Raw genomic sequence first — 14,131 nt, 5'->3', positions numbered from 1 at the left:
GGCACGGCGAGGGCCGCCCCGACGTGTCGGAGCGGCCCGTCGTGAACCTCCGTCAGAGGTAGTTCTCGGCCTCGTCGCAGACCTTGTCCAGCCCCTTGTTGGCGGCGTCGAAGGCCGCCTTGTCGCCGCGGGACGCCGCCGCGATGGCCTTGCTCAGCTTGTCCAGGCAGCTCGCGATGACCTTCTTCTGCCGGGCCTGCTCGTCCCGGTCGTTCTTGGTGCCGGTCAGGTCCTGCTGGGTGTCGGCGAGCTTGTCGCGGACCGTCTGCAGGTCCCCCTTGAGCTTGTCGATCTCCTGCCGGTTCGCGGTGATCGTGCCGTCCCGCTGGCTGACCTGCTGCTCGGACTTGTGCAGCTTGCCGTTGGTGTTGACGTAGAGACCGGTCATCACGCCGCCGAGGACCAGGAGCAGCCCCGCGACGATGCCCAGGATCAGCGCGGCCCGCCCCTTGCCGCCGCCCGCCGCGGGCGCACCGTAGGGCGGCACCGGGCCGGGCGGCGCCGACATCGGGTAGCCCGGCGCGGAGACCGGCGGGACCGACGTCGGCGGCGCCGACATGGGCTGCGGGTAGCCCGGCGCGGAGCCGGCGCCGGAGACCGGCGGGACGGAGGTCGGCGGAGCCGACATGGGCTGCGGGTAGCCGGGCGCCGAGCCGGCGCCGGAGGTTGGCGGGGCCGACATGGGCTGCGGGTAGCCGGGCGTGGGGGCCGGGGCTGCCGGCGGCGGGACCGGGGCGGCACCCGGCGCGTACTGCCCGGGAACCGGCGCGGTGGGCTGGAGCAGGGTGGGCTCGGGCTGGGGCGCCCCGTACTGCTGGGGCGCGGGCTGGCCCCCGTACGGGTTGCCGTACACGGTGCCCCCCGGCGGCTGCGGCGGGTAGCCGCCCGCTCCGGTGGGTGGCTGGGACATGGTTCTTCCTCCAGGTTTGCTGGTCCCCCGCGGGGTGGCCCGTAGGGCCGGGGTCTGCGGTCGGCGTGGTCGCGACCCACGCCTCGACGGTTGCGGTAGGCGGTCAACCCGCCGGCCGCGCGCCGGTCAGCAGAGCTTGAACCGGTCGCACGCGGTCTTGATCGGCACCGCCAGGCCGATGCCCTCGGCGTCCCGGGCCTTCGCCGTGGCGATCCCCACGACCTCCTTCGACCCGTTGATCACGGGCCCGCCGGAGTTGCCCGGGTTGATCGGCGCGTCGAACTGGATCACCGGACCGGAGCCGCCCTCGTCCTTGCGGAAGGCGCTCACCACGCCCGTGGTGACGCTGTCCTGGAGGCCGAGCGGGGCGCCGACCACCACGATCTGCTGACCGGACTTGACCGCCGTACGCGCCGCGACCAGACCGGTGAACTTCGCGGTGGTGCGCAGGTGGGCGAGGTCCTTGTCCTTGTCGACCTCGACGATGGTCGCCTCGAACCGCTGGTCGGTGCGCTCCAGGAAGACCTTGCGCTCGCCGGCCGTGAAGACCGACTCCACGACGTGGAAGTTGGTGAGCAGCGTGGTGCCGCCCCCGGCGGGAGCCTTGCCGATGGCGAAGGCCGTGCCGGTGAACTGGCCGGCCCGCACCCGGAACACGCTGGGCAGCACCGCGCTGGCCACGGCCTCCGGGTTGAACGCGGCGCCGGCCTGCTTCTCCAGCGCGCCCGCCCGCTCCTCCAGGCCGTCGAGCCGGCCGGCGGCCGCGCCCTGCGCCTCGGCCAGCCGCTTGTCGGTGGCGGCGAGCCGGTCGTCGAGCCGATGGATCTGGTACGCCTGCACGCCCGCCACCAGGACCAGGATCCCGGCCAGCACCAGCGCCACCACCGGCAGCCGGCGTCCCCGCCCGGGGCGGTCCGGCTGCCCGGCGGGCAACCCGGCGGCCGGCTGTCCGGGGTAGGCCGGGCCGGAGGCCGGCGGGCTCGGGAAGGCCGGGCCGGACGTCGGCTGAGCCGGATAGGCCGGGCCGGAGGTCGGCGGGCTCAGAACGGCGGCGCCGGACGCCGGGGCCGGGTGGGCCGGGCCGGGAGTGAACTGGGCCGGGTAGGCGCTGGACTGCGCCGAGGCCTCGGGCGGAGCGACGGGACTCGCGGCCGGCGGGACCGGGTGGGCGGCGGGCTGGCCGGCGAACTGCCCGGGGGCGGCCGGCTGCCCCGGCACGGCGCCGGTCGGTGGCGGCCAGCCGTCGGGGGTGCGCGGGGTGGGTGCGGCCGGACCGCCCCACTGACCGCTGTTCGGCGGCGCCGACCAGGTCGCCCGAACCCCCGACCCGTCGGCGCTCGGCGCAGCGAGGCCGGGACCGGGCGCGACGGACGCGGAGCCGGAGGCGGCGGGCGCGTAGCCGGGGACGGCGGGCGCGTAGCCGGGGGCGGGGACGGCGGCGGAGCCGTAGCCGGCACCCGGAGCGGAGCCGGGGGCGGCGGGCGCCGAGCCGTAGCCGGCAGCGGATGCGGTCGCGGCGCTGCCCGGCGGGAAGCCGGCGGCGGGGGTGCCCGGGAGGTTCGTCGTGGGCTGGCCGGGAACGGTGGCGTGGCCGGTCGGCGGGACGATGCGTGGAGGCAGCGGCCCCGGCCGGTCGGCCCCGGCCCGATCCGGGGCGGCCGTCTCGTCGCCGCCCTGTCCCGGCACGCCGTCACCGGCCCCGTACGCGCCCGTCATGATCCTGTCCTCCCCCGTGACCGCACCGACCTTCTCGCGGCCCGCGGCTCGATGGACCGTACCTGCGTGAAAGGGGTTTGTCGCCCCCGTTGTCCGACCCTGCCATCCCGGCGCAACCCGACCCGGTCCCGACACCTGTCGGACATCCCGCCGACACGCGCCCGACCGGCTGCGCACACCGGATCGCCCGGCGCACTAGGGTTGTCAGGTGACCGACGAACCACCCCTGCGCCGTCGGGCCGCCGAAAGCCGTACGGAAGAGGCGTCGCCGCATCCGTCCTCGGCCGCGCCGGAGCCGGCGGACGCGGGGACCGAACCAGCCGCCGGCGGGCCCGTCCCACTGACCGCTCCGCGCGAGGGCACGCCCGCGCCGGTGGCCACTCCGAGCGAGCTCGACGAGGTCGTGGCCCGCTTCGCGGCCGGCACCGGCCCGGTGGCCCTGGACGCCGAGCGCGCCTCCGGCTACCGCTACAGCCAGCGCGCCTACCTGGTGCAGCTGCGCCGGGCGGGCTCCGGCACGGCGCTGATCGACCCGCTGCCGCTGCCCGACCTCACCGGCCTCGACGGGGTGATCGCCGAGGCCGAGTGGGTGCTGCACGCCGCCAGCCAGGATCTCGCCTGCCTCGCCGAGCTGGGGCTGCGCCCGCGCCGGCTGTTCGACACCGAGCTGGCCGCCCGGCTGGCCGGCTTCGAGCGGGTGGGCCTGGCCGCGCTGACCGAGCAGGTGCTCGGCTACAGCCTGGAGAAGCACCACTCCGCGGCGGACTGGTCGAGCCGGCCGCTGCCGGAGTCCTGGCTGACGTACGCGGCGCTGGACGTGGAGCTGCTCGTCGACCTGCGTGACGCGCTGGACGAGGAGCTGACCAAGCAGGGCAAGTCGGCGTGGGCCGCGGAGGAGTTCGCGGCGCTGGTGCGCAACGGCGCCCGCCCGGCCCGGGTCCGCGCCGAGCCGTGGCGCCGCACCTCGGGCATCCACCGGGTACGCGGCGCGCGGGCCCAGGCCCGGGTGCGCTCGCTGTGGTACGCGCGGGACCAGATCGCCGCGCGGCGGGACGCCGCACCGGGCCGGGTGCTCCCGGACTCGGCCATCGTGGCGGCCGCCGAGCTGGACCCGAGGGACGAGAAGACCCTGCTGACGCTTCCCGGTTTCGGTGGCCGCTCGGTGCGCCGGCTGGCGCGTACCTGGCTGGCGGCCCTGGACGACGCGCGCCAGCTGCCGGACGACGCCCTGCCGGTGAACCCCGTGGTGGAGGGTCCGCCCCCGCCGCACCGGTGGGCGGAGCGGGACCCGGTGGCGGCCGGCCGCCTGGCCCGCTGCCGCGAGGTGGTGGTCGGCACGGCCGGCGCGCACCACCTGCCGCCGGAGAACCTCATCGCCCCGGACTACGTCCGCCGCCTGGCCTGGCAACCGCCCGAGGAGATCACCGACGACACGGTCGCGGAGACCCTGCGCACCTTCGGCGCCCGCGAGTGGCAGATCACCCTCCTCCTTCCCGCCCTGACAGAGGCCCTTCACCTCCCCCCGTCCTGACCCCAACCTCCTGGTTGATCAAGAAGTTCGCGTCGGTGACCCGCCGGTTCCCGACGCAAACTTCTTGATCGACGGGGCGGGATGCGATGTGGGGTTGGCCACACGGGGGGTGGTGTCGGCATTGGTTACTGGCGAGTAGCATCCGGGGAAATGCCAGTGCCGGCCGGCCCTCATTCGGTCCGTAGCGCCGCCTTGCGGCGCGGAGGCCGAATTATGGTCGAAGAGGAGGCTCCAAGTGCCCCGTGAAGTTCGGGATGTCGTCTTCGTCGACGGCGTCCGCACCCCGTTCGGCAAGGCGGGTGGCATGTACGCCAACACCCGCGCCGACGACCTGGTGATCCGCTGCATCCGCGAGCTGATGCGGCGCAACCCGCAGCTGCCGCCGGAGAAGGTGGAGGAGGTCGCCATCGCGGCCACCACCCAGATCGGCGACCAGGGCCTGACCATCGGCCGCACCGCCGCCCTGCTGGCCGGCCTGCCCAAGACGGTGCCCGGCTTCGCCATCGACCGGATGTGCGCGGGCGCGATGACCGCCGTCACCACCGTGGCCAGCGGCATCGCCGTGGGCGCCTACGACGTCGCCATCGCCGGTGGCGTCGAGCACATGGGCCGCCACCCGATGGGCGAGGGCGTCGACCCCAATCCGCGGATCATCGCGGAGAAGCTGGTCGACCCGTCCGCGCTGGTCATGGGCGCCACCGCGGAGAATCTGCACGACCGGGTCCCGCACATCACCAAGGAGCGCACCGACGCGTTCGCGCTCGCCTCACAGCAGAAGACCGCCAAGGCGTACGCCAACGGCAAGCTCCAGGGCGACCTGGTGCCGGTGGCGATCCGCGACCCCGAGACCGGCTGGGGCCTGGCCACCACCGACGAGGCTCCCCGGGAGACCTCGCTGGAGAAGCTCGCCACCCTCAAGACCCCGTTCCGCCCGCACGGCAAGGTCACCGCGGGCAACGCGGCCGGCCTGAACGACGGCGCCACGGCCGCCCTGCTCGTCGCCGAGGAGACCGCCCGCGAGCTGGGCCTGCCGATCGGCATGCGGCTGGTGTCGTACGGCTTCGTCGGCGTCGAGCCCGAGGTGATGGGTGTCGGCCCGATCCCGTCGACCGAGAAGGCGCTGCGCATCGCCGGCCTGAGCATCGACGACATCGGCCTGTTCGAGCTGAACGAGGCCTTCGCGGTGCAGGTGCTCGCCTTCCTCGACCACTTCGGCATCGCCGACGACGACCCGCGGGTGAACCCGTGGGGCGGCGCGATCGCCATCGGTCACCCGCTCGCCTCCTCCGGCGTCCGGCTGATGACCCAGCTCGCCCGGCAGTTCGCCGAGCACCCCGAGGTCCGCTACGGCCTCACCGCCATGTGCATCGGCATCGGCATGGGCGGCACCGTGATCTGGGAGAACCCACACTGGACGGAGTCCAGCAAGTCCGCGCAGGGGGAGGGTGGAGACAAGTGAGCCTCGCCGCAGCGAACGAGGTCGTCACCAAGGCGCTGCTGCGCCAGGTGAACGTGCCGGGGCTGGACCGCCCCGCCGCCCTCATCACCCTGGACAACGGCTTCGACCACACCAAGCCGAACAGCTTCGGTCCGGGCGGCCTGACCAGCCTGGACGAGGCGATCACCGCGGCCCTGGCGGCGGACCCGGCGTTCATCGCGGTCACCGGCAAGCCGTACATCTTCTGCGTGGGCGCGGACATCACCAGCCTGCCGCAGCTGGAGAACCGCGAACAGGCGCTGGAGATCGGCCGGCTCGGCCACCGGGTCTTCGCCCGCCTCAAGGACAGCGCGGTACCCACCTTCGCCTTCGTCAACGGCGCGGCGATGGGCGGCGGCCTGGAGCTGGCCCTGCACTGCCACTACCGGACCCTGTCAGCGGGCGCGGCGGCCCTGGCGCTGCCCGAGGTCTCGCTCGGGCTGGTCCCCGGCTGGGGCGGCACCCAGCTACTGCCGAACCTCATCGGCATCCCGGCCGCGACCCAGGTGATCCTGCAGAACCCGCTGATGCAGAACAAGATGCTCAAGCCGAAGCAGGCGGCGGAGATGGGCATCGCGGACGTGCTGCTGGAGCCGGCCGACTTCCTGGAGCGTTCCCTGGAGTGGGCCGCCGGCGTCGTCCGGGGCGAGGTCACCGTGACCCGGCCCGAGGTCGACAAGGACATGTGGGCGGGTGTGCTCTACTTCGCCCGGCAGACCCTGGACCAGCGGCTGCACGGGGCGGTCCCGGCCGCGTACAAGGCGCTGGACCTGCTGGAGACCGCGAAGGACGGCGACTTCGCCGCCGGCACCGCGGCCGAGGACGAGGCGCTGGCCGACCTGATCTTCTCCGAGGAGCTGCGCAGCGGCCTGTACGCCTTCGACCTGGTGCAGCGGCGGGCCAAGCGGCCGGCCGGCGCGCCGGACAAGGGCCTGGCCCGCCCGGTCACCAAGGTGGGCATCGTCGGCGCCGGCCTGATGGCCAGCCAGCTCGCCCTGCTCTTCGCCCGCCGCCTCCAGGTGCCGGTCGTCATGACCGACCTGGACCAGACCCGGGTGGACAAGGGCGTGGGCTACGTGCACACCCAGATCGAGAAGGCCGTCAGCAAGGGCCGGATGGACAAGGGCACCGCGGCCAAGCTGTACGGGCTGGTCAGCGGCTCGGTCGACAAGTCCGCCTTCGCCGACGCCGACTTCGTCATCGAGGCGGTCTTCGAGGACCTCGGCGTCAAGAAGCAGGTCTGGGCCGAGCTGGAGAAGATCGTGAAGCCGGAGGCGGTGCTCGCCACCAACACCTCCAGCCTGTCGATCACCGAGATGGCCGCCGACCTGGAGCACCCGGAGCGGGTGGTCGGGTTCCACTTCTTCAACCCGGTCGCCGTGCTGCCGCTGCTGGAGATCGTCCGCGGCGAGCGGACCGACGACGCCACACTCGCGACCGCGTTCGCGGTCGGCAAGCAGCTGAAGAAGTCGAGCGTGCTGGTCAAGGACGCCCCGGCGTTCGTGGTCAACCGGCTGCTGACCCGCTTCCTCGGCACCGTCTTCGCGGCCGTCGACCAGGGCACCCCGCTGGACGTGGCGAACAGCGCGCTGGACCCGCTGGGCCTCCCGATGCGCCCGCTCGCCCTGCTCCAGCTGGTCGGCCCGGCCGTGGCGTACCACGTGGGCGGCACGCTGCACGCCGCGTTCCCGGACCGGTTCGGCATCAGCGAGAACCTCAAGCGCATCGCCGACTCGGGCCAGCCGATCGTGGTCGACGACCAGGTCAACGAGGAGGTCGCCAAGCTGCTCGTGGTCGGCGACCAGCCGCTCACGGCCGAGCAGGTCCGGCAGAACGCGCTGGACGCGCTGGCGCAGGAGATCCGGCTCATGCTCGACGAGGGCGTCGTCGCCGAGGCGCAGGACATCGACCTGTGCATGATCCTCGGCGCCGGCTGGCCGTTCCACCTGGGCGGCGTCACGCCGTACCTGGACCGGACCGGCACCGCCGAGCGGGTCACCGGTAAGCGGTTCCTGCCCCGCGGGGTAGCCAGCCTGCGGTGACAACCCCAGTTCGGTACGTCTGACGCCGCGCCGCGACCTGGAGCCGTCAGCCTGATCCGCACCGCCGCTCCCCACGATCGCGGTGGCCGGCCGTCCCCTCCGGACGGTCCGGCCGCCGCGATCGGCGTTTCCGGGCCGTCCGCCGGCCGGTCACCGCGTGGACACCGAGCGCTCGCCGGCGGGACGTCGCCCGGCCGGGCCGGTCACGACCCGGTTCCGGTTTCGTCACGGCGGGACCGGCCGGACGGTGCCGCGTCGGTGCCGCTCGCTACGATCACGCGTCCGGATTTCTGAGGAGCTGTCACCATGTCCCAGCCGCCGTCCAATCCCTACCCCGGTTCCTACCCCCCGCCCCACCAGCAGCCCGGTGGCTACCAGCCGCCGCAGCAGCCCTCGTACGGCGGCGGCTACCCGCCGGCTCCACAGCAGCAGCCGCAGTACGGCGGCGGCTACCCGGAGAGCAGCCAGCCCGGCCAGCAGTACGGCGGCGGCTACCCGGAGAGCCAGCCCGGTCAGCAGTACGGCCAGCAGCACGGCGGCGGCTACCTGGAGACCGGGCAGCCCGGCTACGGCGCCCCGGCCCCGCTGCCGCCCAAGAAGAAGTCGAGCGTCGGCAAGATCCTGCTCATCGTGCTGGCCGTGGTGCTGGTGCTCTGCGTGGGCGGCGGCGTCGCCCTCTGGCTCGGCGTCAAGGACGAGGTCGGCGACGTGGTCACGGCGACCAAGACCCGCCTGGTCGAGCCCCCCACGCTGGCCGGCCGGCCGAAGATCACCGAGCCGCAGCTCCAGTCGGCCGCCACGCAGATGAAGTCGGAGATCGCCAAGGACGTCCCGAACGCCACCAGCACGGTCGGCGCGTTCTACGGCGAGCCCGCGAAGAAGGACATGGTCATGATCGCCGGCGCGTCCGGTGTCATCGCCGACCCGCAGAAGGAGATGGCGGACGCCATCACGGCGATCACGCCCCAGCTGGGCGCCAAGGAGTTCAAGACGGTCGACGCCGGCCCGATGGGCGGCGAGGCCAAGTGCGGCGACGGCAAGGCCGACAGCATCCCGGTGGCCGTCTGCGTCTGGGCCGACAAGGGCAGCCTCGGCATGGTGGTGGTCTACTTCAAGTCCGCCGCCGAGATCCAGCCGGAGTTCGTCACCATGCGCGGTGAGATCGAGAAGCAGGGCTGAGCCCCGCGAGTCCGGTGGACCGGGCCCCCGCCGTGACGGCGGGGGCCCGGTCCCGTTTCAGCGGTCAGGCCGACGCGGCACGCTCCGCGGGGCTGCGGCAGACGCAGAACTCGTTGCCCTCGGGGTCGGCGAGCACCACCCAGCCGGTGCCGTCCGGCCGGCGGCGGTCGGCGACCAGGGTGGCCCCGAGGTCGCGCAGCCGCGCCACCTCCTCGTCCCGGGTCCCCTCGGCGGCGTGCACGTCGAGGTGGAACGCGCCCTTGCCGTGCCGCTCCCCCACCGAGACGAACAGCAGGTCGGGGCCGTGGCCGTCGGGAGCGGCGAGGACCGCCTCCGGGTCGCCCGGGAAATCGTCGTCGTTCAGCTTGCGGTCGAGAACCCGCGCCCACCAGCTGGCCAGGGTGTACGGGTCGTCGCTCTCGACGGTGACGCAGTGGATCTGTGCACTCACGGTGCTTCCTCCTGGATCGGAGTGCGCCCCGCCGGAGTGAGAGAGGTCAGCGGCGACTGCGGGGCGCGGGACGGTTCACGGTGGACATCGACCACACCCCCTTCCGCGTCTCGGGCTGACGCCGCTGATCATGTCACCACCCGGCGGCGGGGACAAGCCGGCCCGGCCCCGCGAGGCGGGACCGGGCCGGACGAGTGCCCGGGGTCACGGGCCGACGAAGACCGCCTTCGCCCGCCAGTCGACGCCGTCCACGGCCGGGCCGCTGCGCACGGTGAACGCGGCGACCGGCGCACCGCCAGCCCAGTCGGTGGCCGACAGTTCGCCGGTGCTGCGGTTGACCTTGTAGAGGGTGCTGCCGGCGAGGAAGACCGACCCGGCGTCGGCGAATCCGCCCGCACCCGCGACGGTGAACTTCTCCGCGCCGACGACGCCGCTGTCCGGGGTGAACCAGCGCCAGAACAGGCCGCTCTGCCCGGCCAGCGTGTAGTAGAGCCGCCCGCCGCTGTAGAACATGCCGGTGACGTTGGGGATCTCCGGGTAGAAGTTGTTCGTCACCCCGGCGTACGTCTGGCCCGCCGGGCCGGAATCCGTCTCCACCGCGTCCCAGTAGGCGTCGTGGTACGGGTCGACCGCCGACGCGGCGCCGAAGGTGGACCCGTTGAAGGTGCGCCGCCACAGCGACCCGTTCATCCCGTAGAAGAGCGTGCCGCCGACCCAGAACGCGCCCCGCGCCGTGGACCACGCGGTGCCGTCCGGAACGGCCACCGGGGCGGCCGCGCCGACCGTGGTGACCCCGTCGTACGACCGGACCTGCACCTCGTTGCCGGTGCCGACGGGCGGGGCGCCGGTCTTGACGATCTCGATGCCGTCGACCAGTGGGTTCTCCACCACGTGCCGGAAGTCGACGCCGATCGAGCCGTCGCTGACCACGGTGAACGCCCGCATGGTGCCCACGTTGTGCCCGACGGTGGCGGACAGGTCGAGGTCGTCCAGGACGGTCGTCCCCTCCACCGCCACGTCGAAGATCCGGGAGCCGGGGGCGGCGGTGCCGTCGTACCGGTTGGCCAGGTAGAGCCGCACCTGGACCTCGGTGCCCGCGGGCACCGGGAACTGCCAGCTCATCTCCGCGTCACCGGCGGGATCCCAGCGCTCGTCGGTGTAGAGCGCGGCCGGGGTGCCGGCCGGCACGGTGGCGTCCACGCCGCCCACCGGAGCGAAGCCGGCGGTGCTGCTCCCGGCGTTGTGGTACGGGCTGGGGTTGCCGCCGTCGTCGGCCGCCCAGTCCGGCCCGCTGTCCGTGGACACGACCAGGGGGCCGCCCGCGTTGACCCGGTACAGCACGTTCGTGGGCGCCGGGACACCGGCCTGGTACACGTTGCCCGGCAGGGCGGCCGTGGTGGTCGGGTGCGGCGCGGCGCCGCCGGTCAGCGGGAAGAACGCGATCCGCTCCCGCCGGTACTGGAAGTTGCCGATCCACGAGGTGTCCGAGCCGACCCAGAGACCGGCCGGGGTGACCAGCATCTCGGACGCGCCGATGCCGCGCGGGTGCCGGCCCGGGTTCCAGGACAGCGGCAGGCCGGTGCGCGGGTCGAGGGCCGCGATGCTGGGCCGGCCGACGGCGCCGGCCTGGGCGGAGTCGCCGCCGAAGCTGTTGTTCAACCAGCGGAAGTGGCCGCCGACGTAGACCGCCTGCTCGCTGATGCCGACCGAGAGGTAGGTGTCGCCGCCGGTGTAGTCGACCCAGGTGGGCTGGAGGTCCGTGCCGGTGGCGCCGGCCTCCCAGCGGGCGGCCGCGTCGCAGAGCGTGCCGCCGTTCGGCGCGCCGGTGGTCACCACCACGAAGTAGCTGCCGTCCGGGGCGAACGCGAGATCCCGCATGTACGAGTCGAACGCCCACCAGGCGCAGCGCGGGGTGTACCGGCTGGTGTTCCAGTCGGCCACGGTGGCCGCGGTGGCGCCCAGGTCCAGCTTGACGATCTGGTCGTGCAGCACCCCGTCGGCCTTCTTGAAGTTGCCGATCACCACGAGCTTCGTGCCGTCCGGTGAGACGGCCAGCTTCTCGGCACCGACGCCGGCGTTGGAGCCGCTGACCCCGTCGTAGTTGTGGTGCTCGGTGAGCGCCGTGGTGAGGTAGCCGTCCACCGCGCCGGTGCTCGCGTTGAGCGAGGCGAGGCCGCCGCGCGGGTTGGGGTTGCCGGCCGTGGTGAAGATGCCGCCGACCAGCAGCCGCCCGCCGACCAGGGCGATGTCGTTGACCAGCCCGTTGAACGCCGGGCCGGCGAAGCTGGTGACCACCGCGCCGGTCGCGACGTTGAGCAGGGCCACCTTGCGCCGGGTGACCCCGTTGACCGTGTTGAACTTGCCGGCCACGAAGACCGTCCCGGCGGTGGGTCCGGCGACCACCGCGTACACCTCGTTGTCGACGGCCGGCGCGAAGGCGGTGTCCACCGTGCCGGTGGCCTTGTCGAAGGCGAGCAGGTAGCTGCGGGGGATGTCGACGTCGGTCCCGCGGTTCTGCACCCGGGTGAACGAGCCGGCCACGATGATCTTCGTGCCGGCGTCGTGGATCGCGTCGACCGTGCCGTCCATGATGTCCGGCGAGGCGGTGGAGGGTGTCGCTTTGACCAGCGTGGTGTGGTCGGGCGCGGCGGCGGCGGGACCGGCCGGGGCGAGCCCGGCGGCGGTGAGCGCGACGGCGGCGAAAGCCACGAGGACACGGCGCGCGAGGGCCGAGGGTGGGGTCACTGGCAGCTCCGGAGACTGGTGCGGACAGGCGTGTCGCAGCAATCACCCTGGGCCACCGGTCACCGGCCGTCCAGCACCGGCCACGCTTTCTGCCCGACCACCGCGCCGCTCCCGCCCGACCACCCGTGGCGAGCGGACGGGACAGCCGGGCCGGCCGCACGAACAGGTGACCGCCGATGGTGGTTCGGCGGGCGGCGGCCGTCGGGTCGGCGGTCCGGCGCGTACCGGTCGGTCGGCCGCGCGGACGCCGATCGGGCCCTCAGGTGGCCGCGGGCGCGTCGGCCCACGGCAGGGTGACGGTCACCTCCAGGCCGCCACCCGGCTGGGCGACCGCCTTCACCGTGCCGCCGTGCGCGTCGCAGACGGCGCGCACGATGGACAGTCCGAGACCGGAGCCGCGGGCACCGGTGCGTTCCTGCCCGCCGCGCCGGAAGGGCTCGAACAGCCCCGGCACGTCGGCGGGCGCGACCTCGAAGCCGGTGTTCCCGACCACCAGCCAGGACCGCTGCCCGTCGGTGCCGGTGCGTACCCAGAGCCGGCCGTGCAGGTGGTTGTAGCGGACCGCGTTCTCCACCAGGTTGCCGGCGAGCCGGTCGAGCAGGCCGGGATCGCCGACCACCGGGGCGGCGCGCAGCGAGGTGTGCACTTTGAGGCCGATCCGCTCGACCTCGCGGGCCATCGCGGAGAGCGCGTTGGCGGTGCCCACGGCCAGGTCGAACTCGGTGCGGCGGGCCAGCCGGCCGCCGGTCTGCGCCTCGCTGCGGGCCAGCACCAGCAGCGCGTCGACGAGCCCGTTGGCGCGTTCCGACGCTTCCCGTACCACGCTGGCCATCCGGCGGTACTCGGCGAGGTCCGCCTCGTCGTCGCTGAGCGTCACGTCGATCTCGGTGCGCATCACCGCGAGCGGCGTCCGCAGCTCGTGCGAGGCGTTGGCCACGAACCGCTTCTGCGCCTCGAAGGCGGCGCTGATCCGGTCCAGCATGGCGTCGAAGGTCTCGGCCAGCTCGGCCACCTCGTCGTTCGCGCCGGACCAGCCGATCCGCTCGTCCAGGGTGGTCTCACCGAGCCGGCGGGCGGTGGCGGTGACCTGGTGCAGCGGGCGCAGCGCCCGGCCGGCCACCGCGTACGCCCCGGCGACCCCGACCATGCCGATGGCCACCAGCGCCACCAGGGCCTTGACCAGCAGTTCCCGCTCGTCGGCGGGGCGCAGCGCGTCCCGGACCAGCAGCCAGGCCAGCAGCACCAGGACCGCACCGGCACCGACCAGCAGCACCCCGTTGAGCAGGGTGAGCCGCAGCCGCAGGGTGGGCCGCAACCGGGATCGGCCGCTCATGCGCCGGCCTCGCCGATCCGGTAGCCCGCACCGACCACCGTCTCGATCAGCGGCGGGTCGCCGATCTTCTTGCGCAGCGTCATCACGGTGACCCGGACGATCGTGGTGAACGGGTCGGTGTTCGCGTCCCAGACCCGCTCCAGCAGTTCCTCGCTGGAGACGACCGCGCCGCGGGCCTTGAGCAGCTCGGCCAGCACGCCGAACTCCTTGTTGGTGAGCTCGACGGGCTCCCCGCCCCGGGTGACCACCCGGCGTGCCGGGTCGAGCACCAGGTCGGCCACCTCCAGCACGGGCGGGGCGGCCGGGGTGGCCCGCCGGCCCAGCGCCTGCACGCGGGCGACCAGCTCGTCGAAGGCGAACGGCTTCGGCAGGTAGTCGTCGGCGCCGAGCTGCAACCCCTCCACCCGGTCGGCGACGGTGACGCTGGCGGTCAGCATCAGCACCCGGGTCAGCGCGCCGGAGGCGGCCAGGTCGGCGCAGATCCGGTCGCCGTGCACACCGGGCAGGTCCCGGTCCAGGATCACCACGTCGTAGCGGGTGACGAAGGCCGCCTCGTGCCCGGCGTCACCGTCGTAGGCGACGTCCACGGCCATCCCGCGCTTGCGCAGCCCGCGCGCGATCGCGTCGGCGAGGTTCCGCTCGTCCTCGACCACCAGTACCCGCATCCCGGCCTCCCGCCTCGTGACCTCCCACAACCTAGTGCGGGCCACCAAGCGTCCCTCGCGCGCCGTCGTTGCAAAAAATCTT

General features: G+C 73.9%; 10 protein-coding genes. 4 read left to right on the top strand and 6 right to left on the bottom strand.

All coding sequences use genetic code 11. The features are described 5' to 3' along the window. Window positions 1-52 precede the first annotated feature (52 nt). Window positions 53-910 carry a hypothetical protein gene (locus ABZW14_RS12765; protein WP_355344296.1) on the bottom strand — a complete coding sequence of 286 codons (858 nt, stop codon included), beginning with the start codon at window positions 908-910 and terminating at the stop codon, window positions 53-55. 126 nt (window positions 911-1,036) lie between these two features. After that, on the bottom strand, window positions 1,037-2,128 hold the full coding sequence (locus ABZW14_RS12760) for a trypsin-like peptidase domain-containing protein (protein WP_355344536.1): 1,092 nt from the start codon (window positions 2,126-2,128) through the stop codon (window positions 1,037-1,039). A 706-nt stretch (window positions 2,129-2,834) separates the two neighbouring features. Here ABZW14_RS12760 and ABZW14_RS12755 point away from each other — a divergent pair. The 4 genes from ABZW14_RS12755 to ABZW14_RS12740 all read left to right on the top strand — a co-directional run bounded on the left by ABZW14_RS12755 (window position 2,835) and on the right by ABZW14_RS12740 (window position 8,855). Continuing rightward, window positions 2,835-4,157 carry an HRDC domain-containing protein gene (locus tag ABZW14_RS12755; protein WP_355344293.1) on the top strand — a complete coding sequence of 441 codons (1,323 nt, stop codon included), beginning with the start codon at window positions 2,835-2,837 and terminating at the stop codon, window positions 4,155-4,157. 235 nt (window positions 4,158-4,392) lie between these two features. Continuing rightward, window positions 4,393-5,616, top strand: a complete 1,224-nt coding sequence (locus ABZW14_RS12750; protein ID WP_355344290.1) for a thiolase family protein — start codon at window positions 4,393-4,395, stop codon at window positions 5,614-5,616. Continuing rightward, entirely contained in the window at window positions 5,613-7,676 is a 2,064-nt protein-coding gene (locus ABZW14_RS12745) for a 3-hydroxyacyl-CoA dehydrogenase NAD-binding domain-containing protein (RefSeq protein ID WP_355344287.1), read from the top strand. The genes ABZW14_RS12750 and ABZW14_RS12745 overlap by 4 nt, the downstream gene beginning before the upstream one ends. A 306-nt stretch (window positions 7,677-7,982) precedes the next feature. After that, a complete protein-coding gene (locus tag ABZW14_RS12740; protein WP_355344284.1) occupies window positions 7,983-8,855 on the top strand; it encodes a hypothetical protein in 873 nt (290 codons plus the stop codon). A gap of 64 nt (window positions 8,856-8,919) precedes the next feature. On the opposite strand, the gene ABZW14_RS12735 is transcribed toward ABZW14_RS12740, so the two are convergent. From ABZW14_RS12735 to ABZW14_RS12720, 4 genes are all read right to left on the bottom strand, one after another. Continuing rightward, on the bottom strand, window positions 8,920-9,306 hold the full coding sequence (locus ABZW14_RS12735; protein WP_355344281.1) for a VOC family protein: 387 nt from the start codon (window positions 9,304-9,306) through the stop codon (window positions 8,920-8,922). A gap of 204 nt (window positions 9,307-9,510) precedes the next feature. Beyond that, window positions 9,511-12,015: a malectin domain-containing carbohydrate-binding protein gene (locus ABZW14_RS12730; protein ID WP_355344278.1), complete on the bottom strand. Its 2,505-nt coding sequence runs from the start codon at window positions 12,013-12,015 to the stop codon at window positions 9,511-9,513. 295 nt (window positions 12,016-12,310) lie between these two features. Next, on the bottom strand, window positions 12,311-13,384 hold the full coding sequence (locus tag ABZW14_RS12725; RefSeq protein WP_355344275.1) for a HAMP domain-containing sensor histidine kinase: 1,074 nt from the start codon (window positions 13,382-13,384) through the stop codon (window positions 12,311-12,313). After that, the gene (locus ABZW14_RS12720) at window positions 13,381-14,049 is read right to left on the bottom strand and encodes a response regulator transcription factor (RefSeq protein WP_355344272.1); all 669 of its coding nucleotides are present in this window, start codon (window positions 14,047-14,049) and stop codon (window positions 13,381-13,383) included. Before ABZW14_RS12720 ends, ABZW14_RS12725 begins: the two co-directional genes overlap by 4 nt. Between the last annotated feature and the right edge of the window lie 82 nt (window positions 14,050-14,131).

The organism is Micromonospora sp. NPDC004551 (genome assembly GCF_040609975.1).
Lineage (GTDB): Bacteria > Actinomycetota > Actinomycetes > Mycobacteriales > Micromonosporaceae > Micromonospora.
This window is presented reverse-complemented; position numbering and strand designations above follow the sequence as displayed.

Coding starts and splice junctions, on each gene's coding strand:
- ABZW14_RS12720 (WP_355344272.1), bottom strand. CDS start 14,049: ATGCGGGTACTGGTGGTCGAGGACGAGCGGAACCTCGCCGACGCGATC.
- ABZW14_RS12765 (WP_355344296.1), bottom strand. CDS start 910: ATGTCCCAGCCACCCACCGGAGCGGGCGGCTACCCGCCGCAGCCGCCG.
- ABZW14_RS12740 (WP_355344284.1), top strand. CDS start 7,983: ATGTCCCAGCCGCCGTCCAATCCCTACCCCGGTTCCTACCCCCCGCCC.
- ABZW14_RS12725 (WP_355344275.1), bottom strand. CDS start 13,384: ATGAGCGGCCGATCCCGGTTGCGGCCCACCCTGCGGCTGCGGCTCACC.